This window comes from Shewanella sp. NFH-SH190041 (assembly GCF_024363255.1).
Lineage (GTDB): Bacteria > Pseudomonadota > Gammaproteobacteria > Enterobacterales > Shewanellaceae > Shewanella.
In genome coordinates this window covers 1,107,387-1,132,803 of sequence record NZ_AP026070.1, presented here as the reverse complement: position 1 = coordinate 1,132,803, position 25,417 = coordinate 1,107,387, and the positions used below count along the sequence as shown (strand labels likewise).

Genomic DNA, 25,417 nt, shown 5'->3' with positions numbered 1-25,417 from the left:
TTTATCTCATCAAGTTAAACAGCAGATAATCTCTTACTGGTCTGATGAGAAGGACTTAAAACAGACTGGCATTCATCCACATATGCGCCAAGATACTGACGATATAGCCCAAAGCAATCGCAGGCGTCCATTTCAGATGCGAGGCAAAGGTATATACCCCTCTGGCCTGCCCCATCAATGCCACACCCGCAGCACTACCGATAGATAACAGACTACCACCGACACCTGCAGTCATGGTCACCAGCAGCCATTGGCCGTGACTCATCACAGGATCCATGGTCAAAATAGCAAACATCACCGGAATATTATCAATCACAGAGGACAACACACCGACAACCACGTTAGCACAAGTGATATTCCAGTGCTCATACATCACGTGTGAAACCACAGCCAGATAGCCCATAAAGCCAAGACCACCAACACACAACATCACCCCGTAGAAGAACAGCATGGTATCCCATTCCACTAAGGCTATGCGGCTGAAAATATTGAATGGTTGACGGGATTGCAGCTCAGCGACCAAGGTATTATTCCCTTGCGCCTGAGCCGTAGCCAACTGTTGATCACGAGCCTTATCAAAGCTGCGGCGCAGGTAGAAACCGAAAAACTGCAGCAGACCCAGACCAAACATCATCCCCAGTACCGGTGGCATACCCAGTACAGAGTGAGCCAATACGGCACAGCAGATAGTCAGCAGGAATAGCACAACGATACGACGCGCACCACGCTTCATAAAGATCTGTTCATTTTCAGCCTGAGGTTTATGGCTGCCAATAAACAAACTCATAATGAATGCCGGCACGGCAAAGTTCAGCAGGGATGGTACAAACAGGTCAAAGAACTGACCAAACTGCACCACACCTTTTTGCCATACCATCAGTGTGGTGATATCACCAAATGGACTGAAGGCACCACCCGCATTAGCCGCAACCACAATATTGATACAGGCCATGGCAATAAATTTGGGGTAACCTTTACCCACTTTCATCACCACGGCACACATCAATAGCGCTGTTGTCAGGTTATCTGCCACAGGCGAAATGAAAAAAGCCATAAAACCGGTCAGCCAGAATACCTGACGTAGAGTCAGTCCCCGGTTAATGATCCAGCCGCGTAACGCATCAAACAGGCCGCGCTCTTCCATGGCATTGATATAGGTCATCGCCACCATCAGGAACAAAAACAGCTCGGCATACTCTAACAGGTTGTGACGAAAAGCCGCTTCAGCCATTTCAGACTGATTAATACCGCTGTAAGTCAGGCCGATCAGACCCCAGATAAGGCCAGCAGCCAGCAGTACCGGCTTAGACTTCTGGATATGCAGCTTTTCTTCGCCAATCACCATCACATAGGCCAGCACAAACAGTGCAAGGGCGATAATACCCGCTGGCATAGCCGTCATATTGACTGGAGTGTGTTCTGCTGCCAAGGCAGTGCCCGGCAGACAGCATAATGAGATTAGTGCAGCGAGAAACGCCAGCATACGTCCAGCCCGAGGGCGGGCGGACGAAAAAACAGCTAAGTTCATAAACTTGTGGGACTCCCCCTTTAAATCAGGGGCGTCACGCTACCACAGTAACCCCGCAACAAACATGACCGGGGACAGGGTGATGAACATCATTAAGTTAAAAATAATTAATAATTACCTTATATTTACGCTATTAAAACAGGTGTGCAGCAACAAGAGTATCAACATGTTACATTGATAAAAAACGCTGAACTCTTATTCCTTATCAAAGCACCGAATCAAGGCACCGATTTTCCACTAAAAACAGTTAGAACCCATACAACAGCGTCATAGTCGTTTCCGTATCAGTACTTTTTTTACCCGCCAACGGTTGATCGTCATACCTGACGGTCACGGCAAACTTCATCCGCAACGCCCCGATAATCCGCGCGGTAATCGCACTTTCAGAACGCGCTAAAATTTTATCGCCGTAATCTGCAGTAAATTTCTGCTTTAAAACCGATCCTTCAGCAATCTGGTATTCCATTGCCAGCACGCTGTGTAACACTAAGCTGTCCTCTGAGTTCACGCCGCTCGTTGCCGCTTCGGCCCCAATCAGCCGCTGATATTGATAACCTGGGCCAATTTCCACATCAATAAAAGCATTATCACTGTGATGCAACCGATGACCATATCCCAATGCTGTGGTCACTGTGTAGTTATAGCCGGTAGAAGGGTCACGGAAATAATTGCCGTTAGCAAACAAATAGCGGCGGGGATCAAAACGATAATTTCCTTGAATACCGGCCTGATAGGTTTGCGTCACCGTACTATCTTCACTGTCACCATCATCATTTTCACTGTATAGGGCTTCAAGCAAGTATTTATTTTCCCACTGCCCTAACTCATGCTTCATATCCAATCGGCCCTTTATCGAAGCACTCTTGCTATTCCCTGTGGTCAGCGTACCGCCCAATTCAGCATCACCACTAAAAATCTTATCGCCTGGTACAAAATCATCAGCAGCTATCGCACCGCCGGATAGCAGCCCTAATCCACTCACGCCCAATAACATCGCCCCAAAAACCGACTGTCCCGGCCCTCTATTCCCGCTTATCCATTGCATCAATATCACCATGTCCTTTGCTATCAATGGCAGCCATTAAAACCAACACAGCACATTAATTCAACAAATTACATCAACATTAGCAACACGGTTCTGTATAGCCTGCAGGACAATAATGATGTGTTGAAACCACTATGCTTTCCTTAAACAGCCTGAATTTAAAGCAATAAAAAACCCGCATCAGCGGGCTTTTTTAATCATATTAAAGGCTGTAACTGTAGGTACCGTTTCAGCCTCAACATTGCATCAGTAGTTGATCTGAGGATCCAGCTCACCGGTCTGATAACGCTTATACATGGCCTGCAGTGACAGAGGCTTGATTTTTGACCCCATCCCCGCGCAGCCAAATGCATCATAACGCTCGGTACAGATCCCCGCCATCGCATCCATAGATGCCTTCAGGAATTTGCGCGGATCAAACTCACTTGGGTGCTCGGCCAGAAACTGGCGAATCGCCCCAGTGGAGGCCAAACGTAGGTCGGTATCGATATTAACCTTGCGCACCCCGTGCTTAATGCCTTCAACGATCTCTTCCAGCGGCACACCATAGGTTTCTGGAATATCACCACCATATTGGTTAATGATTTTCAGCCACTCCTGCGGCACAGAAGAGCTGCCATGCATCACTAAGTGGGTATTAGGAATACGGGCATGGATTTCTTTAATGCGGTCAATACGCAGCACATCGCCGGTAGGCTTGCGGCTGAACTTGTAAGCACCATGGCTGGTACCGATAGCAATCGCTAATGCATCCACATGGGTATCCGCCACAAAGCGGGCCGCTTCTTCTGGGCTGGTCAGCATCTGATCATGGCTCAGTGTACCTTCAGCACCAATACCATCTTCTTCACCGGCCTTACCGGTTTCAAGGCTGCCCAAGCAGCCGATTTCACCTTCAACGGATACCCCACAAGCATGGGCAAACGCAACTGTCTTACGGGTAACATCAACGTTGTAATCATAAGAAGCCGGCGTTTTACCGTCTGCCATCAGCGAGCCATCCATCATCACTGAACTCATGCCCAGCTGGATTGAACGCTGGCACACATCAGGGTGAGTCCCGTGATCTTGGTGAATACAGACAGGGATATCTGGATACTGCTCCAGCGCCGCTGTCATCAAATACTTCAAAAACTGTGGACGGGCGTACTTACGGGCACCGGCTGATGCCTGTACGATAACCGGGCTGTCAGTCGCTTCAGCGGCCTGCATAATGGCACGCATCTGCTCTAAGTTATTGACGTTAAATGCCGGTACACCATAGCCATGCTCTGCGGCATGATCCAACAGTTGTCGTAGGGAAATTAAGGCCATTTTCTGCTCCAAATAAGTGAGGTGATAGGTTTATCACCATTTTAAATTCATCAATCCATCAATAGGCCGGCTCAATGGCCGGCCCTTATTATTGTTTCAAGTAGCAGGGGTTATTCACCGCGGGCCTGTAACATGGCTACCGCAGGCAGCTCCTTACCTTCCAGGAACTCTAAGAATGCTCCGCCGCCAGTAGAGATATAAGAAATTTTCTCTGCAATATCATACTTATCTACAGCGGCTAGCGTATCACCACCGCCGGCAATAGAAAATGCATTGGCATCTGCAATCGCTTGGGCAATGCGCTTGGTGCCATCACCAAATTGATCAAATTCAAATACCCCAACCGGGCCATTCCAGACGATGGTGCCTGCTTTGGCAATGATCTCTGCCAGCACATTGGCGCTGTCCGGGCCAATATCAAAAATCATATCATCGGCAGCAACGTCAGCCACAGGCTTAAGTGTGGCAACGGCATCAGCACTAAATTCCTTACCAACAACAACATCAGTGGGTACCGGGATATCCGCACCACGACGCTGGGCATTGTCTACCAGACGCTTAGCTTCATCGATAAGGTCAGCTTCATAAAGGGATTTACCCACCTGATGACCGGCCGCAGCAATAAAGGTGTTAGCAATACCGCCACCCACAACCAACTGATCCACAATACCAGACAAGCTTTCCAGTACCGTCAGTTTGGTCGATACCTTAGAGCCACCAACAATAGCAACCAGCGGACGGGCGGGATTATCCATAGCTTTGCCCAGTGCGTCCAGCTCTGCTGCCAACAAAGGGCCGGCACAGGCCACGGGCGCAAACATCCCCACACCATGGGTAGATGCTTGGGCGCGGTGAGCGGTACCAAAAGCATCCATCACATAGACATCACACAGCGCCGCCATTTTCTTAGCTAGTGCTTCATCATTTTTCTTCTCGCCTTTGTTGAAGCGAACGTTTTCAAACACCACCACTTCACCGGGAGCAACCTCAACCCCATCAAGATAATCTGTCGCCAGACGAACAGGGCAGTCCAATGCCTGAGCCAGATAATTCACCACAGGTTGCAAAGAAAATTCAGCATTAAATTCGCCTTCAGTTGGTCGTCCCAAGTGGGACATCACCATCACTGCCGCGCCTTTCTCCAACGCCAAACGGATAGTGGGTAATGAAGCACGCAGACGTGCATCACTAGTCACCACACCGTCTTTTACCGGTACATTAAGATCTTCACGGATAAGTACGCGCTTACCTTGCAGATCCAGATCAGACATTTTGATAATTGCCATAACAGCTACTTCCTTAAATGGTAAATACAAAATTAACTTAAAGAGCCGCCGCGGCAGCTCTGAAAAAATTGTTTTATTCTCCGGCCTGGCTCATAGCCAGTGCGGTATCCAACATCCGGTTGGCAAAGCCCCATTCGTTATCGCACCAGAGCAGCAGCTTAGCCAAATGGCCATCACTGACCCGGGTCTGGGTCGCATCAACAGTGCAAGAGTGGGGATCATGGTTGAAATCACAAGACACCAAAGGCGCCTGTGTGTAGGCCACTATGCCGGCATAGCGGCCGCTGGCCTGGGCTTTTAATTCACGGTTTACCGTGTCGATATCGACTCTTGCATCCAAGGTGACAGACAAATCAATCGCGGTGACATTCACTGTCGGTACCCGCACCGAAATGGCTTCAAATTTATTGCGCATATGGGGCAAAATGCGCTCAATACCCCGTGCCAGCTTGGTATCCACAGGAATAATTGACTGCCCTGCTGCCCGGGTACGGCGCAAGTCATCGTGAAAAGCATCAATCACCGGCTGATCGTTCATGGCCGCATGTATGGTGGTAATGGCGCCGCTTTTCACCCCAAAAGCTCTGTCGAGCACATCAATAACGGGCACAAGGCAATTGGTGGTACAGGAAGCATTGGAAACAAGGGTATGGTGAGCAAGAAGGGATGAATGGTTAACGCCATAAACAATGGTGGCATCGACATCAGCAGAAGCGGGGTGGCTGATAAGCACTTTGCGCGCACCCGCGGTTAAATGTGCACTGCACTGGGCTCTGTCGGTTAATATCCCGGTACATTCCAGCACAATATCCACCCGGTATTTATCCCAGGGAAGCGCTGAAGCATCGGCTTCATGCAGCAAGGCGATACTGTCTTGCCCTACCTGCAGCCCCCCCTGAGTCAGGCTGACCGGCAAGTGAAAACGCCCATGAGTGGTGTCGTAGCGAGTTAAGTGGGCTATGGCATCTGGGCTGGCCAGTTCATTGATGGCAACAATCTGAATTTGGTGTCGGCGCTGCGACTCATATAACGCCCTGAGTACCGCCCGGCCTATACGACCGTAACCATTAATTGCAACCCGAATCATCTTGCTGTTATGCCCCCTTCCTGTGAACACAGCCCCCGTATCTGGTTATTCACAGGGTATTAATGCAACAACGGCTTACCCCGACAAGTCAGGGTAAGCCGCCTGATGTTATCCGTGCGCTATTTCAACACAGATTAGCATTTGCATCATCAACTACTTAGTTGAATTGTTAACTCAAGCCAAAACGCTCTTTGTTGCATCAACGACATGGTTAACGGTAAAGCCAAACATTTCAAACAGCTGACCGGCTGGCGCAGATTCACCAAAGCTGGTCATACCGATAATACGGCCGTTCAGTCCCACATACTTGTACCAATAATCAGCAATACCGGCTTCCACGGCTACCCGGGCAGTCACGGCTACTGGCAATACCGCTTCTTTATAAGCTGCATCTTGCAGATCAAAGCGATCGGTTGATGGCATAGACACTACCCGCACCCGACGACCAGCCGCAGTCAGTTCAGCCTGAGCTTTTACTGCCAGTTCAACTTCTGAGCCAGTGGCGATAATGATGGCTTCTGGGGTACCGTCACAATCCACCAGGATATAACCACCTTTCTCTACTGCAGCCAACTGCTCAGCACTGCGTGGCATCTGAGTCAGATTCTGACGGGAGAAGATCAGCGCTGTCGGACCATCTTTACGCTCAATGGCAAACTTCCAAGCGATAGCAGACTCAACCTGATCACATGGACGCCACGTGCTCATATTCGGTGTCAGACGCAGCGATGCAATCTGCTCGACTGGCTGGTGAGTCGGACCATCTTCACCCAGACCGATAGAGTCATGGGTATAGACTTGGATATTCTGCACCTTCATCAATGCCGCCATACGCATCGCATTGCGGGCATATTCCATAAACATCAGGAAGGTTGCACCATAAGGTACAAAACCACCGTGCAGAGCGATACCATTAATGATGGCAGTCATACCAAATTCACGTACACCATAGTGCAGGTAGTTTCCTGACGCATCTTCCGGCGTAATAGACTTAGAATCAGCATACATAGTCAGGTTAGATGGCGCCAAATCCGCACTACCACCTAAAAACTCTGGCAGCAGTTTACCAAATGCACCCAGTGCATTTTGCGATGCCTTACGTGACGCGATATTCGCAGGGTTTGCCTGCAAATCTTCGATGTAAGCTTGTGCTTTTACAGCAAAGTCAGCTGGCAGCTCACCGCTCAGACGGCGTTTTAACTCAGCGGCCAACTCAGGGTATGCTGCCGCGTAAGCCGCAAATTTGCTGTCCCAAGCAGTTTCAGCCTGCTGGCCTGCAGCTTTGGCATCCCATTGCGCATAAATATCAGCAGGGATATCAAATGGCCCTTGACTCCAACCAAGGAACTCACGAGCTGCAGCAATTTCCGCATCACCCAGTGGCGCACCATGGCAGTCATGACTGCCAGATTTGTTTGGTGAGCCAAAACCGATAATAGTCTTGGTACAGATCAATGTTGGCTTATTGGTTTCCGCCTTCGCGGCAATAATGGCAGCATTGATTGCATCCGCGTCATGACCGTCAACATCACGGATCACATGCCAGCCATACGCCTCAAAGCGGCCTGGAGTATCATCGCTGAACCAACCTTCAACATGACCGTCAATAGAGATGCCATTGTCATCCCAAAACGCGATCAGTTTGCCCAGCCCCAAGGTACCCGCCAAAGAGCAGGCCTCATGGGAAACCCCTTCCATCAAACAACCGTCGCCCATAAAGACATAAGTATGGTGATCCACCACATTATGACCGTCACGGTTAAATTGAGCGCCCAGCACTTTTTCTGCCAGCGCCATACCAACACCATTGGTGATGCCCTGACCCAGTGGGCCAGTTGTGGTTTCGACACCTGGGGCATAACCGTATTCTGGGTGGCCTGGGGTTTTGGAGTGCAGCTGACGGAAGTTTTTCAAATCGTCAATGGACAGGTCATAACCTGTCAGGTGCAGCAGGGAGTAAATCAGCATTGAGCCATGGCCATTTGACAGGATAAACCGGTCACGGTCGGCCCATTGTGGGTTAACTGGGTTATGTTTCAGATGATCACGCCAAAGAACTTCGGCAATATCCGCCATACCCATAGGTGCGCCAGGGTGTCCTGAGTTGGCTTTTTGAACGGCATCCATACTTAACACACGGATAGCGTTAGCGAGTACTTTACGGGAAGACATGCTCTCTCCTGCTTATTGTTGAAACACCATTTCATTTTGTCCGGCCGTGCGTCCTGTTCGCCGCCACAACAATACCTGCAAAATGAGATGGTGCTCCATAGATGTCCCTGCTGGGACTGTCCTGATGTGGTCGCGTATTTTCTCCCATGTATACAGCCAGACGCAAATTAAATTGCGTCGCATTAACCCTTTGCCCGTCCAAGTGTGAATTTTTTCTGCCAACAAATATTGCCAGCCGTATTTCCACTGTTACGGATTAACACACCCAGCTCACTCACCTAAAATCCAGTTAAGGCATTAATAAATAAGGAATAAACAAATTAGCTTTCACAGTGAAAATTCCCGGTAGGTCACAATCTCAGGGAAAATTAATATTCGGGGGATGATTACCGGCAGGAATTAAACTAGAATAGCCGTCTAGATGGAGATGCATCTACACGTTTATAGGTAGATGTCCACACAGATTTTTACATTCAAAACGAGATTTTTCCCGATATGGCAAAGCACTTGTTTACCTCTGAGTCTGTCTCAGAAGGACATCCAGATAAAATCGCTGACCAAATTTCTGATGCAGTATTGGACGCGATTCTGGCTCAAGACCCTAAGGCCCGCGTAGCCTGTGAAACCTATGTAAAGACCGGTATGGTGATGGTTGGTGGCGAAGTAACCACCACTGCATGGGTTGATATTGAAGAACTGACCCGTAAAACCATTCGCGAAATTGGTTATATCCATTCCGATATGGGCTTTGATGCCAACTCATGCGCCGTACTGAGCGCTATTGGCAAGCAATCTCCAGACATCAACCAAGGTGTTGACCGTGCTGACCCTAAAGAACAGGGTGCCGGTGACCAAGGTCTGATGTTCGGTTACGCCAGCAACGAAACTGACGTGCTGATGCCAGCACCTATCACCTATGCTCACGCACTGGTGAAGCGTCAATCTGAAGTACGTAAAGAAGGCATCCTGCCTTGGCTGCGTCCAGATGCAAAATCCCAGGTAACTTTCGCCTATGAAGATGGCAAAGTCACTGGCATTGATGCTGTGGTACTGTCTACTCAGCACAGTGAAGAAATCAGCCAAAAAGATCTGGTTGAAGGCGTGATGGAAACCATCATCAAACCTGTTCTGCCTTCTCAGTGGCTGAATAAAGAAACTAAATTCTTTATCAACCCAACTGGCCGTTTCGTTATCGGCGGTCCTATGGGTGACTGTGGTCTGACTGGCCGTAAGATCATCGTAGATACTTACGGTGGTATGGCACGTCACGGTGGTGGTGCTTTCTCTGGTAAAGACCCATCAAAAGTTGACCGTAGTGCGGCTTACGCTGCCCGTTATGTAGCGAAGAACATCGTTGCTGCTGGTCTGGCTGAGCGTTGTGAAATCCAAGTGTCTTACGCTATTGGTGTGGCTGAGCCAACCTCTATCAGTGTTGAAACCTTCGGCACTGCTAAAGTTGCTGAAGCTCTGCTGGTTGATCTGGTTCGTCGTCACTTCGACCTGCGTCCATACGGCCTGCGTGAAATGCTGGATCTGGCTCGCCCAATCTATCAGGCTACCGCCGCTTACGGTCACTTCGGTCGTGATGAGTTCCCATGGGAACGCACTGACAAAGCTGAAGCACTGCGCGCTGACGCCGGTCTGTAATGCATTAATTGCGGTCATATCGACCGCATTAATAAAAAAGCCGCCTTTAAGGCGGTTTTTTTATTGCTCAGGTCACTGACAGATTGACTTGGGAACATATCAGATATTATCTATCAACAAATTAATCTGTTAGACATCTTTATCCGCCTATTTAAGTCGCAGTAACCAGCCATCATAGACACGCTTTTCTCGCTATTTTTACCCAAGCTTGCGTCACCCACGCTCAATCTCACACCATCAAAACTGCAGCGCTTAAAACGCCCCCCAGAGCCATATTTAAAAAGCACAATGATCAAAATGAGCGCTCTGCATACACAATAACGCGATTCGCTCCAGATCCAAGACACTGACCGCAAGCTGCTGGCACTCACTCAACGTTGGCGTCGATGTCAGCCATGCCATACTGGCGGCATAATCATTAATGCGGCCACAATCTAGCAATTCATCACCACATTTAAGCCAATATCGAGGCTTTTGTGGCATCGCCTCATCAGTACTCGCGGCATGACTCACCACCACCTGCATTGTCTGGTAAGACAGCCCGGCAAGACTGAGCACACTGGCGGCTAAACGGAGATTATCCCAGGCAGATAGTTGCAGTGATTGATAAGGCGCCAGCAACTCACTGGCAGAACTTGGTTTCATTAGCCATTCCTGTTTAACATATAAGTTCGTGCATCTTCTGCAGGCATGGCCTTGGCATAACGCCACCCCTGCACCACATCAACGCCAGCACCCCGGACAAACTGCTCCTCAGTTTCTGTTTCCACCCCTTCGGCCACCAAAGCCAAACCTTGGCTAAGACACAAACTACATATTTGCCGATACAGTAACCCACCTTTATCCTCACTGATGCGGGTTAAAATGCTGCGATCTAATTTAACCCCATCAAGATGAATTTTGGTCAGTAACCCTAAACTGGAATAACCGGTGCCGAAATCATCCAGTAAAAAACGAAAACCAAGCGCACGCAACCGGTCAATATTGGCGTTAACTTTGGCCACATCACCAATAAAGGCAGTTTCCAAAATCTCAATTTCCACCTGTTTCGCCATTGCCCCCAGTTGGCTTTCCAACCAGGGTAATACTTGTTCTCCCAGTAAACTGTGAGGATCTAGGTTGATGGATACCGTGGGATAAAACTGCTGCTTTTGCCACTGTTGTAGCGCCCCAGCAACAGTTTCAATCACAAACCGATCCAAAATAAAGGCATAACCGGCTTGTTGAAACGTATCGATAAAAAATGGCCCACTCATACGGCCATCGGGTTCTTTTAGCCGCAATAACGCTTCAAATCCCACCACATGACCATTATCCAGTGCCAGTTTTGGCTGATAATGTACCTGCAATTCACCCGCCAATACCCGCTCGATAATTTTACTGCTGTCATCAGCCTGCTGTAATGACACCGACTGCGCGGCAAAATAGCCCGCTTCTGACTGACGAGCCATATCCGCTTTTAAACCCAGCCTGGTGGCCAAATAATCGGCACCTTGTCCCCAGTCATCCTGCCAATTGGCATAACGGATAAATGGCGCATACACCAACACGCCTAATAAAATTAGACCGGCTTGGAATGCAACAACCCCGATGCTTTGGCTACTGATCCAGGCATTCAGTAAGGGGGGCGTCACCCAAGGAAAAGCCTGCCCATTAAACTGCAACCAGCCAAATGACAACGCGGCATACACCAACAGCATATTCAGACAAGGTAACAACAGAAACGGCAACAATAATCTGGGGTTAAAGGCCACAGGTAAGCCATATAATAATGGCTCATTGATATTAAAAATTGAAAATGGCAGTGATACCCGGGCAACTCGAAGCCCATGTCCCCGTCCCCGCCAGAAAATCGCCAGCAGCAGTGACAGGGTTGCACCACTGCCACCGATACCGGCAAACAGATCGACTAGATTGCGGTTATTCAGCCCGGTTGCAACCTGAGGCATCTGTTCTATCACTTTAGGAAATAGCATATACACACTGTCGCCATGGATCCCGACACTCCACAGCAGCCCTCGTAGCAAACCCATACAGAGCAACTGACCGGCCGCACCAAGGTGAGACAAAAACAAGCGAAATAACGCTTCTCCGGCATCCGCCACCCAAGCACATAGAATGGTGACAGCCATTAATAAGATAAAGCCCACAACCGTTGGCAGCAACAAATCCAAATGCTCAGCCAGATAGGCATTCAGACCATGGTTTCCCGGCAACTTTAGCCACTTAGCCGCCTGAAGCCAATGCAATATATAAGCAGCCGCAACGGGTAACAGTATCGCTTTAGGATCGTTAATCACTTCCCGGGCATAATCGGCAAAACTACTGTCAGGATGAATATGGGCATGGATAGCCAATAACACCATCAGCGACAGTGTCACAACAGTCAGCCCGGAAAGACTCAGATATTTACCAAAATGGATGGACAAGGACACCATCGCTAGCAGAGGAAACAACATGGACAATGTCAGACTAAAACTGTCCAATTCCTGGGCAAAAGTACTCCCCTGCAATGCCGGGAAACACTGCTGCAATAAAACCTGCAGCAGTGCAACACTGGAGCTAATTAAAATAAACGGCAGCAGGGCGACAAACGATTCTCTGGCAGCCAGAAAAAAGCGGTTGCCACTGAGTTGCACATAAGCTCGCATGATGATGGTCTGGGAGAGAAAAATAATATCATACGCCCGAGAAACCAAAATAAAAACAACCAACAAGCCTTAGCTATAGCGTTTTACCCTCCCACACTGGGATTACATTCGATACTGCAGCAAATAATAACCCCTATCTTCATAATCCATAAAATCAATCACTTGCATATCACCGTGGCGGGTATGAGCAATAAAAGACCCTTCATTCGCCTCAGCGATCAACGTCAGCATACTCTGATACCGGCCCCGTAACTGGCTAGCCAACCACTGCTGCAATGCTCGACATATTCCCTGCCGCCGATACTGTTCATTGACCCACACAGGACCATATTGACAACTATTATCGCTACGGATCCCAGCTTGATGGCTATGCTGTAGTGCTCTGCGATAAAGTGGCCACTGCTGGAAAAATTGCCATGGCCCAGTGACGGCATAACCAATAATTGCCAAAGGGGTTGTACACCTGGTATCACGCGCTACCGCAATCAGTCCCTGACGTATCAATTGCTCGAAATCTTGGCGAGACAACGCCGCCCCTTCTAACATTTCGCTGCCAGACGACAATTCATCATTAAGGTAAGTTTTCTCAAGGGCAACAAGCGCCGCAATATCATGCGTTTGCGCAGCTGAAATTTCTATCACACAGTGTATCCGCTGAATTAAAGCAGCAATTATAACAAGCTTGTTACCGCTATTTGCGAAAATCAGCCCCCCCACCCACACTTAGTGAAACCTTTCAGCCATGTAGGGATTCACTATGCTGCCAGATACTATCAATACCGGGATCAGCGTACTGGAATACACCCATATTCAGTTAGATCTGGTTCGCTGGGTCAATCAGTGCGCCCTGCTGAAACGTTATTTCCACGCCCGTGATGTGCTGGTGATACAAACCACATCACAAGGGAATGAAATCATAGTAACGCCCCCTGATGGATCATCGCAGTGCTACACAGCCGGTACATTGCTAGCAGCAAACAATCCCATCATGCGCCAGATACAACAGCAATTTCCACATGCAAATCCAGTTCGTTATGCAGCACCGCAGTTAACTCAAGAAACGGACGTGACACCTAATCAAGAAGCAATACCGTTAATTGTTCGGCCACTGATTTGGCCTGATGGTGAACATTTTGGTTTTCTCTGCGTACTACAACCGGAAATCAATGACGATACCGGAATGACAGCGGAGATGATTGAACCTTTCCAGCTACTTTTGCAACAGGACTTATCTCTACTGTGCCAAAGCCACCGCATTGAGGCGCTATCAATGCGAGAAGCCAAAACCGGCATGCTCAATCACTATGGTTTTATTATGATGGCACCACGCCAATTAAGTTTGGGGCGGCGTTTTGGGGCTAATGCCGGTGTGATGATGTTTGAATTACTGCCCAGTGATAATATCAGTGACCGTCATCATGCACTACTGGGAAACCTACTACAAAGTGCAGTTCGGGCTGCCGATATCGTAGCGCACGACTCGCCCCAACAATTTATCGTATTAGCCTTTGTCTATGCCGAGTCTGATCTCAACATTATGCTCAGCCGAATTAAACGTCAGCTCGATGCGCTGGAAGAAGGCTTAGCACTCAACTGTGCCAGCCATTATTTTCAACCAGGTAGCCAGACCCGCCTCACTGACGTCATGGCTGAAGTGAAACAACAACTCTCCAGCCATCCCTTGCGGCATAAACCTATAGCAACACTGGCAAAACAGGGTTAACCAGCTAGCAAAATGTGCATCAAAAATGTGGTAACAGAGTGATTAATTATAGAAAAATCCGCTTTTGCTTTATCAGCAAACTTGTCACACTATGCCATCGAAGTATTTTTGGAACCCAGACATGATTAAAAAAACCTTACTGGTCGGCACTATGCTGGCTGCGCTGGCCGGTTGTCAAAGTGCTCAACAATCTCCCTCTGCGCCACTGCAATTGGTTGGTAACTGGAAAATTGAGTCCGTAATGGGACAACCAACCGTTGATTACAGTCCTGCTGAACTGAACTTTGCCGCCGATGGTAAATTATCAGGCAACAATAGCTGTAATAACTTCTTCGGCCAATACAGTTTACAAGGTGACAAACTTACCCTAAATCCAGGTGGCACAACAATGAAAGCCTGCGTTGACGCTCTGATGGCTCAAGAGCAAATGGTCAACCAGGCAATGCCTATGGTGCAAACAGCGCAAATGAATCAAGGTATTCTGGAGCTGAAAGGGGAAAATGGTAAAGTGCTGCTGACGCTGACCAAACTTTAACGCTTATTTCAGTAATAAAAAAACCGCCCTCAGGCGGTTTTTTATTATGTTATCCTATATTATCTTACCCAGCAGCGCTGTTTTCTGCCGCTTCATTCTGCTCAGCAATCAATACACTCTGCTCCATATCTGCATTGTAGTGCTCTTCATCCAGTTCATTTTCTGATTTAGCAATCACGGTTGTTGCCACTAAATCACCAGACACATTCACCACGGTGCGAGCCATATCCAAGATACGGTCAATACCAGCAATCAAGGCGACCCCTTCCAATGGCAATCCGACCGTCGTCAGCACCAGAGTCAACATGACCAAACCCGCCCCCGGCACACCAGCTGTACCAATAGAAGCCAAAGTCGCGGTTAAAATAATGGTCAGGTAATCTACCCAAGTTAAATCAATCCCAAATGCCTGAGCCACAAATAAGGCAGTCACCCCTTGGTATAAGGCCGTACCATCCATATTAATCGTGGTGCCTAAGGGCAGTACGAAACTGGAAATCTTCTTGTTAACGCCCAGATACTCACTGGCACACTTCATACTGGCAGGCAAAGAACCTGCTGAGCTTGAGGTGGTAAATGCCACAGCCATTGCATTGCTGATCCCCTTAAAAAACTGCAGCGGACACAGTCCAGCAAACACCTTCAGAATCAAGCTGTAAAAACCCACCACATGCAGGATACAACCGATATAGACAGCAATGATCACTTTAATTAACGGCATCAACATTTCAATGCCATATTCACCAGCCACCCAAGCCATCAGACCAAAAACCCCATATGGTGCACCTTTCATCACCATATCCGTCAGCTTGTACATGGCCTCAGCCAAACTCTCAAACAGTCGTACCGCAGGCTTACCATGGTCGCCAATCAACACCAAAGCAATGCCCAGCGCCACTGCAAATACAATTACTTGCAGGATTTGGCCATTCGCCAATGCGGCCACAGGGTTTGTAGGGACAATATTGATTAATGTATCCATTACCGATGGCGCTTGTTGCACCTTGGCAACGGCGTGTTCAGCCGTAATGTGCACCCCGGCACCTGGCTTCATAATGTAGCCAACCAGCAACCCCACTGAAATCGCAATGGAGGTCGTGCCCAGATAGAAGCCAAATGATTTAAAGCCGATACGCCCCATTCTGGCGGTATCCTGCATTGAGGTTACCCCAACAATCAAAGAGCAGAAGACCAGCGGCACAATCAACATTTTGATGGTATTAACGAACAAAGTGCCAATAGGTTTTAAATAAGTAGCCTGATCGCCCAATGCCAGTCCGGCACCTATCCCCAGTACCATACCGACAAGAATCTGCAGCCAAAGCGGAATTGACATCCAAAGTTTCCAGAGTCGGCCAAGTGGTGCCAACATCCGGGAGAGGAAGGAGGTTTTCTTCATCATTTTACCCTGATTTCATTTATTGAAAGGAGGTTCACCCCATCCTTGGTGAGTACCACATCGCAGACCGAACTGTGCCGGCTTATCTCAACCGCAGCATAATCTGCGGGTGCGACAGTCTAGCATAATGCTTTATCTGCACCGTCTGATTCGGATCACAGAGGCTATGAATCCAGATATGCCAATAGAATATTGAAATTATTGCCTGTTTTTTTGATGATTCATTAAAATTAATGCGACATGAAAGGTCGTTTTATCACCTTTTGCGCCATATCCAACCCTATTTCTCTATTTGACTACCAGTGCGACAGATCAAACCAGATAAGTCCAGACTGAATTTTAAAGCTTCACTCCCATAAAAAAGCCCAGCAACACGGCCAGGCTTTTCATCATAAATTAGGCGATCAATCGCACACGTTTAGTACCTTAATCGCCAGGCCACCCTGACTGGTCTCCCGGTATTTCGGTAGCATGTCCTTACCTGTCTCATACATGGTGGCAATGACTTTATCCAGACTTACAGTCGGCTCACTGTTACGACGCATCGCCATCCGGGCAGAGTTAACTGCTTTTACCGCCGCAATAGCATTACGTTCAATACAAGGCACCTGCACCTGACCGGCCACTGGATCACAGGTCAGCCCTAGGTTGTGTTCCATACCAATTTCAGCAGCAATACATACCTGAGCAGGACTTGCTCCCATTAGCTCCGCCAAACCAGCCGCCGCCATGGAGCAAGCAACGCCCACTTCGCCCTGACAACCGACTTCAGCACCTGAGATTGAGGCATTGCGCTTATACAACGACCCAATGGCCGCAGCCGCCAGATAAAACTTAGTGCATTCCTTCTGGCCCACACTGTGGATAAATTTATCAAAATACGCCAATACTGCTGGAATAATGCCTGCGGCACCATTGGTTGGCGAAGTGACAACCCGGCCACCTGCGGCATTTTCTTCGCTCACCGCTAAGGCAAACATATTGACCCAATCAATAATGACCATAGGATCTGAAGACAGACGTTCACCGGTCACCAACTGGCGATAAAGCGCTGGCGCACGACGCGGCACTTTCAAAGGACCGGCCAAAATACCTTCGGTATGGCAACCACGCTCAATCCCTTCAAGCATCACTTTCCATACCCGGCCAAAACCTGAGTAAATTTCCTCTTCACTGCGGAAAGCCTTTTCATTTTCCAGCATCAACTTGCTGATGCTCAGACCATGCTCTTTACACTGGGACAGCAATTCTTCGGCATTATGAAATGGATATGCGACAGCCAACTCTGTCTCATCTTCTTTACCAAAATGCTCTTCATCAACAATAAATCCCCCCCCGATGGAGTAGTAGGTTTTACTGTATGCCAACTGTTCACCAATCCAGGCATGGATCTTCATGCCATTTTCATGCAAAGGCAGAGCTTCTGGGTGAAAGACCAAGGCACCCAGAGGAAAATCTACGGTATGGCAATGCAGCCCTACCGGCAGGCGGCCGGTCTGTTCCACTCGCTGAATAAACTCAGGAATTGCTTCAATATCAACGGTTTCAGGGCTATTTCCCCCCAACCCCATAATGATGGCGATATCGGTATGGTGTCCTTTACCCGTCAGCGATAAAGACCCGTATACGTCTACGGTGATTCGGGTGATATCCCGCAGTGTTCCTTGGCTGCGCAGATCATCAATAAATTCTTTGGCAGCTTTCATCGGTCCCACAGTATGGGAGCTGGAAGGGCCGACGCCAATCTTAAAAATATCAAATGCACTAAACATAAATGTCATCCCGAAAAATAATAAAGGATCGGATTAAACAACCCGATCCTTAGGAACTGTTAAATCTGGTAAATCACTTGCTCTAATACTTACAGCATGCCGTACAAAATTGCTGTCATGGATGCCAGACCGGCGATGATGACAAAGATATTGCTAATACGGCCGCGATACGCTTTCAGTGCATCAACTTTATAAACCGCATACATTGGCATCAGATACAGGATGGCGGCAATAATTGGACCACCCAGAGCTTCAATCATGGTCAGCACACTTGGGTCGATAATCGCAACACCCCAGATAGTGATGAACATGAAAGCCAGAATACCTTTATTCAGTTTCTTGTCATCAATCTCTTTACCAGCGGATTCCATCTGCTTAGTAATGATACCGCGCATCCCTTCACTGGCGCCCATGTAATGGCCGAAGAAAGAAGACACAATGGCGATGAAAGCAATAAATGGTGCAAAGTAAGTGATAAAGGCACTGTCATATACGTTTGCCAGGTAAGACAGAATCGGTAAGTTCTGCGCTTTAGCCTCTGCCAGCTGAGCTGGAGACAGTGACAGCACACAAGAGAATACGAACAGCATCACGAAGCCAACCAGCATCATAGAGGTGTTACGTAAAATCACATCAGCCTTACGAGACGCATTTTCACCATGCTCACGCTTCAGGGATACCGCAAACTGGGAGATCGCTGGCGAGTGGTTGAAGGCAAAAATCAGTACTGGAATCGTCAGCCAGATCGTTCCGATAAACTCACCACCAGAAGGTAAGGTCAGCAGGGCATCAATTTTCCAGTGCGGTACCATATACAGCGCCAAGAACGCCAAAATAATCACCAATGGGTAAACCAGCAACTGAGTGACCTTCAGCATCAGGTTCTTACCGGCGACCATCACAGACATCATACCGATAATCAAAATACCAGACAGTAACCAGCGTGGTACTTGTGCAAAATGCAACTGGTTAACTATGAAGCTGTCTACCACATTGGTAATACTGACGCCGTAAATCAGTACGATTGGGTAAATAGCACAGAAATATAACACTGTGATGGCTTTACCAGCACCTTTACCAAAGTGCTCTTCCACCACCTGAGTAATGTCGCTGCCTTCAATACGGGAAGTACAAACGAAACGGGACAGCCCCCGGTGAGCCAGATAAGTCATCGGGCCAATGATCAGTGCCATGACCACCAGCGGCCAGAAGCCACCCATACCGGCGTTAATTGGCAAAAACAAAATACCGGCACCCACAGCGGTACCGAATAGACTTAACATCCAGGTAGTATCCTGGGAAGTCCAGGGCAATTTAGCGTTCTTTGCCGCTTTGCTGTCCTGTAAATTGATAGCTTTATTTTGCATAAAAGTTACCTTAACGCTGTCGCCAGCAATAATTGATTTCGGCGACAAGGATAAGGATTTAGCAAGATGAAAAGTTGATCTATCCCTATATTCGGTAAAGGAATTTAAGAATCAACTGATATTGGGATCGGGATCTATTATTTCGCAGTAAGAAATATCAATCCACAAACACAAACAATCATAATATCACCACTATTGATACATCTTATTCACCAAGGCGTTTTTTTATAAAACTTTCGGATTAAATCAACCTGAGATAAAACGTGATACAGATCGATTAATTTTGTTTTTTGTGACAACAATAAACAAAGGCGAAAATTAACGTGATATTAGTCACGTTATAAGGTGTTAATGAGAGATAGAAATGAAAACAGGATGTAACTAGCTCACTCTCCGACCTAATGAAAAACAAATGTAAAAAAATCCCCATCTTTTCAGAACGGGGATTTTTAATACCGACAAAGCTTATCTTACTGCTGTTTTTCCAGCATCATGTGTGAAATTTGCCCAGCCGTAATCTCATCTTCGGTATACAACAAAGGCCGCAACTTACCATACTCGGAATAGAATTCAGACTGATCGGTAAATTCTGGCCGCCACGGGTTAGTACTCTGAGAGTATGTCAAAATCCCCTCCGCTTTAGGCCCAGTATCAGTAAAGCCCACCACAAACATCCAGCTAGAACCATAACGGATCGGATAGCCTTCGGCCGTAAGACCAGACGCCAATGGCTTGTTGTCCACGACATCTAAGCTGCTTGGGTAAGTATGCTGCGGGATTAAGGTGTCATCACCGGAAAGCCAGGTAGCATAAACATTAAAGCCGCCTTCTTCATGGTGACTGCCAGGCCAAGGCAACTTATGCCCTGAAGCTGTGCCCTCGGGCCTTGAGCGCTCAACAAACTGCACATCCCCCAGTGGCGCATCAGCACTAAATCCGGCTTCCGTTAAGTTGGCATAAGCGCGAGCCAAAGCTACTAGCGCACTGCCATCAGGATTAAGGGTATGAGGCGTTGTCGCCGCATTAGCAGGATCGAACGGCACCACAAACATAGTCTTTTCATCAAACAGGAGGGCAAACTCACGGATCAACGCCCCACCGATACTGTGATTATGCTGCGCACCATTCCACTGTTGTAGTGCGATGCATGCCCCTGTGATATCAATACTCTTGCTATCGCTGATCTGTACCGGCTCACTTCCCTGGGCATGACACTGAGACAATAAGTCAGTCAGTACTAACTCTGGCAGTAATACCCGGTTATTGGTCAGCATGGCTGACAGCTCATCTAAATTGAACTTCTTATCACTGCCTGCGGCATCTTCCATCATCTTCAACCCCAGTCGCGTGCGCAGACTAAGCTGACCGGCTTCTTCACCATACATGGGTGAGTAATAGCTCAGCGGCTGTGCCAAGTTAGTAGACCAGAAAGAATCATTAGAGTTTTGCACAAAGTCACTGCGCTCAAGCTTAGGCACTAAGTTATGGGGAGTGGCACCATCAAAATTAAATAGCGCCGTGTCTCCCGGTAAAATTGTAAAGCCAGCTTGTTCTCGCAGGGCTTTCAACTCAGGAGAGGTACGTAGCAATACAACTGCAGCATCAGATAGCCCAGGCACGGCTGAGTCATCAATATAAAAAGTATTCCCGGCCTTATCAGCATACATGGTGTTATTGAAAATCATGCCGTCATAGTCCACGAAGGTCTGTTTAAATGACGCCAAATCTGTTGCCCGATTCATGGCCAACCAGTGATCCAAGGGATCCATATTGCCCATATTGACGTCCTGTACCATAAAGGCATGGCTATCATCCCAGCCAAATGGTGCCTTTGCTGGCGGAGCTTCCATCATTGGCCCGTTATTGGTCAGGTAAATATCTTTTTCAAATGGCACTATGGTGTTATTACCCATATTCACATTCACCGTTACCCTCTCTTTGGTGATGTGATGTGCTTTGCCATCCACCAGATAACGCATCCTGTCCGTACTGTCCAAAGTCAGCTGGTACACCACAAAATGCTCCGCAGTTGAGAAGGTATGGGTCCAGGCTAATGCTTCATTAAAGCCGATATTTACCAACCCGGGCATACCGACTAACGATCCCCCCATCATATTAATGTGGCCAGGAATTTGAGTATGGGACTGCCAGAAACGTAAATTGCCGGTGTGGGGGAAATGCGGGTTACCCAACACCATACCTCGACCATTTTCGGTTTTATCCCGCCCCAGCCCCCAACCATTCGAGCCAAGCTCACTCTGATTAGGCTCTGGCGTGGTCAATGATGCCATACCCGCCTTTAGTGACTTAGCTAACTGGGCAACAAAATCAGCCTGCTGGGGCACCACTGCCACAGGACGCGGCAGATACTCATCCCCATCTCCAGGATTGGCAAAAAAGATCAGATCGAGGAAATTGGCAGCACCGGGCAATACGGTAATGGAAAAAACATAAGTGAGATAATCGACGTCTGTAATTGGCTGCACCCAAGGCTTACCGGCACAGAATGGATCTGGATTTTCCGCTTTCGCTGCTGTGATATCCGCCAGATATTGATTATAACCGTGAACAAACCCTGAGATCATTGCCCGGGAATTTTCACTCATTAATGGTAATTTCTGCTCTGCAAGTTCCCTGATTTTCAGGGCCTTATAAGCAAAATCAGAGATGATATTAGCATTATCAGCTTGAGCAGGTAGTCCCGTGGTGAAATCCAATGTATGGGGACCAAAATACTGGGAGCGTTGGGAGTTAGCTTTAACAAAGCCATCGGCCAAAATACAAAGATTATCTTGTGCCTGTGCATAGCTGCTACCAAATGCCAGGCTTTCTAAGTTGTTCGCTTTAATATGAGGGACGCCATAGGTGGTACGTCGGATATCAGCCTGTAACAGTCCATCCGGGGCAAATGTGGTTAATTGGTTGACTGGCGTGGGGGGCGTAGAGTCTGAATCACTGCCACAGGCAGCAAGCATAGAGGTTATGGCAATCCCCATTGCCAACTTGAGTTTGTTGAATTCCATTTTTTATTATCTCTTTATTGGTGTAACGTCACTATTCCGACTGCCCGTAATTGCATACCCGTCGTGGGATAGCGAGTATTGAGATAAATAGGCTTTAACCCCTATCTGCCAGTCCGCCATACGCCAAATCTGGGGAGCAATCGGAATAACGTCATGTCGGTTACCCGAACGCAACAGCAAAGCTGTTGATGCAAAATGCAGTGTATTGATTAAAGTTATTAACTTTACTAAAAAAAAACGCATCCATTACACTACAAAAACATTAGAACAACCTTTTACCTACCCGTCCACTATCAAAAAGAAAGAATCCAATATGAACAACACAATCAACCTACTGGTCGGATCACAAAACCCGGTAAAAATTCAGGCTGCAAGAGATGCCATGGCACAATATTTTCCCCACGCTATTTTGATCTGTCATGGTATCAATGCTCCTTCTGGCGTCCCTGCTCAACCACTCACGGAAGAGAAAACCCGTCAGGGGGCCCTTAACCGACTGGATTATTGCTGTGCACAGCAAGCAGCAGATTATTATCTGACGATGGAAGGCGGCGTTGATAATTTTGCCGATGGGCCGGCGACTTTTGCCTATATAGCTTTGGCCGATGCCGATGGTCGACGTAGTGTCGGCCGCAGTGCTAACCTGCCCCTGCCACAGCAAGTATTTGACGATTTGCTCAATGGTGAGGAATTAGGAGCTGTGATGGATAGACTATTTCACACCCATAATATTAAACAGGCCGGTGGTGCCATTGGTCTGCTAACCCGGGGGGAGGCGAGCCGGGCCAGCATTTATACCCAAGCTATTTTATTGGCCATGGCACCACTGCTACATCCGGGATTATACCGGGGAGAATTACCCTCACCGCCGCAGCGCTGACCCATCATCCACACAGCCCCAACAGGAGAGACAAATGGACGCTAACCCAGTCAATCCAGTCAAACCGATAATATTGCCGGGGGGATATCTGTTACGGTGCCTGACAGCAAATGATAATGCGGCGATGGCGGAAGTGATCCGCACGGTATCGAGTGAATTTGGCCTCAGTGCAGCCAAAGGCTATGGTGTGGCAGACCCCAATTTAGATAACCTCAATGCCTGTTACCCATCACCTGATGCCTGTTACTGGGTTATTTGTCTCAATGGACATATTCTGGGTGGCGCGGGAATCGCGCCCTTAGCTGGGGTTGATACCAAGTCAGGCTACTGTGAGTTACAGAAAATGTATTTTTTGCCCACGCTACGCGGCAAAGCAATAGGGAAATTACTCGTTCAGCATGCCCTGACTTTTGCCCGCCAGCGGGGATACCGCTACTGTTATCTGGAAACCACCGCGCCCCTAAAAGGCGCGCTGAAACTCTATTTATCATTAGGGTTTCAACATTTACCCGCTCCCCTGGGTCATACAGGCCATGATGCCTGCGAACTACCAATGTTATTGACGCTAACACCATAATCTGTTCGCACATATCTCAAATCTCATCTGCTACCCACCGCGCAGAAATAGTTATATTGCCATGGTAAAGAGAGACCAGTATCTCCTGCGGCCACGGCAACCATGACACTCAAACCGGACTGGACTTGCAATGTGTCCGTAAATCCCACAAGATCGCTGCGCTTTGATATTAACCGGTACCGCCGACAGTGATAAATGCCCCACTAACTTCCCTTTTCCCGACCCTGCAACAGAGCCTTAATGGCTACCCGCTGTGCTATCTGGATACCGCAGCTACCAGCCAGAAGCCAGAGTCCGTTTTGCAGGCCATGGATCATTATTACCGTAGCAATAATGCCAACGTACACCGAGGAGCTCATCAACTGTCGGCCAGAGCAACAACTGCTTATGAAGCGGTGCGCCATAAGATCGCGAACTTTATTAATGCACCGCGCGCAGAAGAAATTATCTATACCTCAGGTACCACGCATAGCCTAAATCTGCTTGCCCAGGGGCTAAGTGGCATGCTGGCTAATAACGATGTGATTTTGGTCGATAGCGCAGCCCACCACGCTAATATTGTCCCTTGGCAGGAACTGGCCAAACGCACTGGCGCAAAGGTAATGCCGATTGGATTGACACCCCAAGGCAGATTAGATTACACAGAGCTTACACATCTACTGGTCAACCACCCGGTAAAATTGGTTGCTATCAGTCATGTATCCAACGTGCTCGGTACAGTTAATGATATTGCCGTCTTGGCAGCGTTAGTCCATCAACATAACGCGTTGCTTGCGGTGGACGGCGCACAGGCTATTGCCCATCTCTCAGTGGATGTACAGGCGCTAGGTTGTGATTTTTATGCCTTTTCTGGTCATAAAATGTATGGCCCGACCGGTGTTGGGGTGCTTTGGGGACATTACGCTTATTTGGATAAATTACAGCCCCTGATGACAGGCGGCGAAATGATTGAAACAGTTAGCTTCAGTGGCTCCACTTATGGCGCGTTACCCAATCGGCTTGAAGCCGGTACACCGCCGATTGCCGAAGTTATCGGGCTCGGCGCGGCAATCGACTTTATCATGGCCCTGCCCGCCACGGCCAAGTTGCAGGAACAGGAGGTTTTTAACTATCTGCAACAACAGCTGCAAAGCGTACCACAAATTACCCTATATGCTGCCCACCCCGATAATACTGGCGCCGTGGCGTTTAATCTAAAGGGCGAGCATCATCAAGATGTTGGCATATTGCTGGACCAACAGGGCATCGCGATACGTTGTGGGCACCATTGCGCCCAACCGCTGATGAACAGCTTGAATATCACAGGTTGTTGCCGCGCGTCGGTGGGGATTTATACTCGACGCCAAGATATTGATACCTTTATTACTGCCCTGAAAGGGGTCATTGATTTACTCAGTTGATACCACATACC

The 25,417-nt window shown here is 48.2% G+C and carries 19 protein-coding genes; 6 read left to right on the top strand and 13 right to left on the bottom strand.

Translation table 11 applies throughout. From position 1 onward, the window contains the following. Positions 1-55: 55 nt before the first annotated feature. From nhaD to tkt, 6 genes are all read right to left on the bottom strand, one after another. Positions 56-1,528, bottom strand: a complete 1,473-nt coding sequence (gene nhaD, locus NFHSH190041_RS05005; RefSeq protein WP_261924197.1) for a sodium:proton antiporter NhaD — start codon at positions 1,526-1,528, stop codon at positions 56-58. Positions 1,529-1,775: 247 nt separating this feature from the next. Beyond that, positions 1,776-2,522 carry a YdiY family protein gene (locus tag NFHSH190041_RS05000; protein WP_410010866.1) on the bottom strand — a complete coding sequence of 249 codons (747 nt, stop codon included), beginning with the start codon at positions 2,520-2,522 and terminating at the stop codon, positions 1,776-1,778. 297 nt (positions 2,523-2,819) lie between these two features. Beyond that, the gene (gene fba, locus NFHSH190041_RS04995; RefSeq protein WP_261924195.1) at positions 2,820-3,887 is read right to left on the bottom strand and encodes a class II fructose-bisphosphate aldolase; all 1,068 of its coding nucleotides are present in this window, start codon (positions 3,885-3,887) and stop codon (positions 2,820-2,822) included. A 110-nt stretch (positions 3,888-3,997) separates the two neighbouring features. Further along, positions 3,998-5,173 (bottom strand): phosphoglycerate kinase, encoded by a 1,176-nt coding sequence (locus tag NFHSH190041_RS04990; RefSeq protein WP_261924194.1) that lies wholly within the window; start codon positions 5,171-5,173, stop codon positions 3,998-4,000. A gap of 73 nt (positions 5,174-5,246) precedes the next feature. Next, entirely contained in the window at positions 5,247-6,260 is a 1,014-nt protein-coding gene (gene epd, locus NFHSH190041_RS04985) for an erythrose-4-phosphate dehydrogenase (RefSeq protein WP_261924193.1), read from the bottom strand. Positions 6,261-6,434: 174 nt separating this feature from the next. Continuing rightward, the gene (tkt, locus tag NFHSH190041_RS04980) at positions 6,435-8,432 is read right to left on the bottom strand and encodes a transketolase (protein ID WP_261924192.1); all 1,998 of its coding nucleotides are present in this window, start codon (positions 8,430-8,432) and stop codon (positions 6,435-6,437) included. A 495-nt stretch (positions 8,433-8,927) separates the two neighbouring features. Here tkt and metK point away from each other — a divergent pair, with 495 nt between their 5' ends. Beyond that, positions 8,928-10,079 (top strand): methionine adenosyltransferase, encoded by a 1,152-nt coding sequence (gene metK / locus NFHSH190041_RS04975; protein WP_261924191.1) that lies wholly within the window; start codon positions 8,928-8,930, stop codon positions 10,077-10,079. A 276-nt stretch (positions 10,080-10,355) separates the two neighbouring features. Here metK and NFHSH190041_RS04970 read toward each other — a convergent pair whose 3' ends face one another. The 3 genes from NFHSH190041_RS04970 to NFHSH190041_RS04960 are packed head-to-tail and all read right to left on the bottom strand — an operon-like array spanning position 10,356 to position 13,372. Next, positions 10,356-10,724 (bottom strand): hypothetical protein, encoded by a 369-nt coding sequence (locus NFHSH190041_RS04970; protein ID WP_261924190.1) that lies wholly within the window; start codon positions 10,722-10,724, stop codon positions 10,356-10,358. Next, positions 10,724-12,793, bottom strand: coding sequence for an EAL domain-containing protein (locus tag NFHSH190041_RS04965; RefSeq protein ID WP_261924189.1), 2,070 nt, complete (start codon positions 12,791-12,793; stop codon positions 10,724-10,726). Before NFHSH190041_RS04965 ends, NFHSH190041_RS04970 begins: the two co-directional genes overlap by 1 nt. A 39-nt stretch (positions 12,794-12,832) precedes the next feature. Next, positions 12,833-13,372, bottom strand: coding sequence for a GNAT family N-acetyltransferase (locus tag NFHSH190041_RS04960; RefSeq protein WP_261924188.1), 540 nt, complete (start codon positions 13,370-13,372; stop codon positions 12,833-12,835). Positions 13,373-13,487: 115 nt separating this feature from the next. Here NFHSH190041_RS04960 and NFHSH190041_RS04955 point away from each other — a divergent pair, with 115 nt between their 5' ends. Together NFHSH190041_RS04955 and NFHSH190041_RS04950 are read left to right on the top strand one after the other, a co-directional pair. Further along, the gene (locus tag NFHSH190041_RS04955; protein ID WP_261924187.1) at positions 13,488-14,453 is read left to right on the top strand and encodes a GGDEF domain-containing protein; all 966 of its coding nucleotides are present in this window, start codon (positions 13,488-13,490) and stop codon (positions 14,451-14,453) included. A 121-nt stretch (positions 14,454-14,574) separates the two neighbouring features. Then, positions 14,575-14,988 carry an META domain-containing protein gene (locus tag NFHSH190041_RS04950; RefSeq protein ID WP_261924186.1) on the top strand — a complete coding sequence of 138 codons (414 nt, stop codon included), beginning with the start codon at positions 14,575-14,577 and terminating at the stop codon, positions 14,986-14,988. Between the two features lie 64 nt (positions 14,989-15,052). Here the strand turns inward: NFHSH190041_RS04950 and NFHSH190041_RS04945 are convergent, their stop codons facing one another. The 4 genes from NFHSH190041_RS04945 to NFHSH190041_RS04930 all read right to left on the bottom strand — a co-directional run bounded on the left by NFHSH190041_RS04945 (position 15,053) and on the right by NFHSH190041_RS04930 (position 22,549). Next, positions 15,053-16,360 (bottom strand): dicarboxylate/amino acid:cation symporter, encoded by a 1,308-nt coding sequence (locus NFHSH190041_RS04945; RefSeq protein WP_410010865.1) that lies wholly within the window; start codon positions 16,358-16,360, stop codon positions 15,053-15,055. Positions 16,361-16,791: 431 nt separating this feature from the next. Continuing rightward, positions 16,792-18,159: an L-serine ammonia-lyase gene (locus NFHSH190041_RS04940; protein ID WP_261924185.1), complete on the bottom strand. Its 1,368-nt coding sequence runs from the start codon at positions 18,157-18,159 to the stop codon at positions 16,792-16,794. 89 nt (positions 18,160-18,248) lie between these two features. Further along, entirely contained in the window at positions 18,249-19,526 is a 1,278-nt protein-coding gene (locus NFHSH190041_RS04935; protein ID WP_261924184.1) for an aromatic amino acid transport family protein, read from the bottom strand. A gap of 470 nt (positions 19,527-19,996) precedes the next feature. Continuing rightward, entirely contained in the window at positions 19,997-22,549 is a 2,553-nt protein-coding gene (locus NFHSH190041_RS04930) for an acylase (protein WP_261924183.1), read from the bottom strand. Between the two features lie 313 nt (positions 22,550-22,862). Here NFHSH190041_RS04930 and yjjX point away from each other — a divergent pair, with 313 nt between their 5' ends. The 3 genes from yjjX (at position 22,863) to NFHSH190041_RS04915 (ending at position 25,406) form a co-directional block, all read left to right on the top strand. Beyond that, entirely contained in the window at positions 22,863-23,429 is a 567-nt protein-coding gene (yjjX, locus tag NFHSH190041_RS04925; protein WP_261924182.1) for an inosine/xanthosine triphosphatase, read from the top strand. 34 nt (positions 23,430-23,463) lie between these two features. Further along, the gene (locus NFHSH190041_RS04920) at positions 23,464-24,006 is read left to right on the top strand and encodes a GNAT family N-acetyltransferase (RefSeq protein ID WP_315972969.1); all 543 of its coding nucleotides are present in this window, start codon (positions 23,464-23,466) and stop codon (positions 24,004-24,006) included. A gap of 188 nt (positions 24,007-24,194) precedes the next feature. Beyond that, complete coding sequence (locus tag NFHSH190041_RS04915; protein ID WP_261924181.1) at positions 24,195-25,406, top strand: aminotransferase class V-fold PLP-dependent enzyme; 1,212 nt, start codon at positions 24,195-24,197, stop codon at positions 25,404-25,406. The last annotated feature ends 11 nt before the right edge of the window (positions 25,407-25,417 follow it).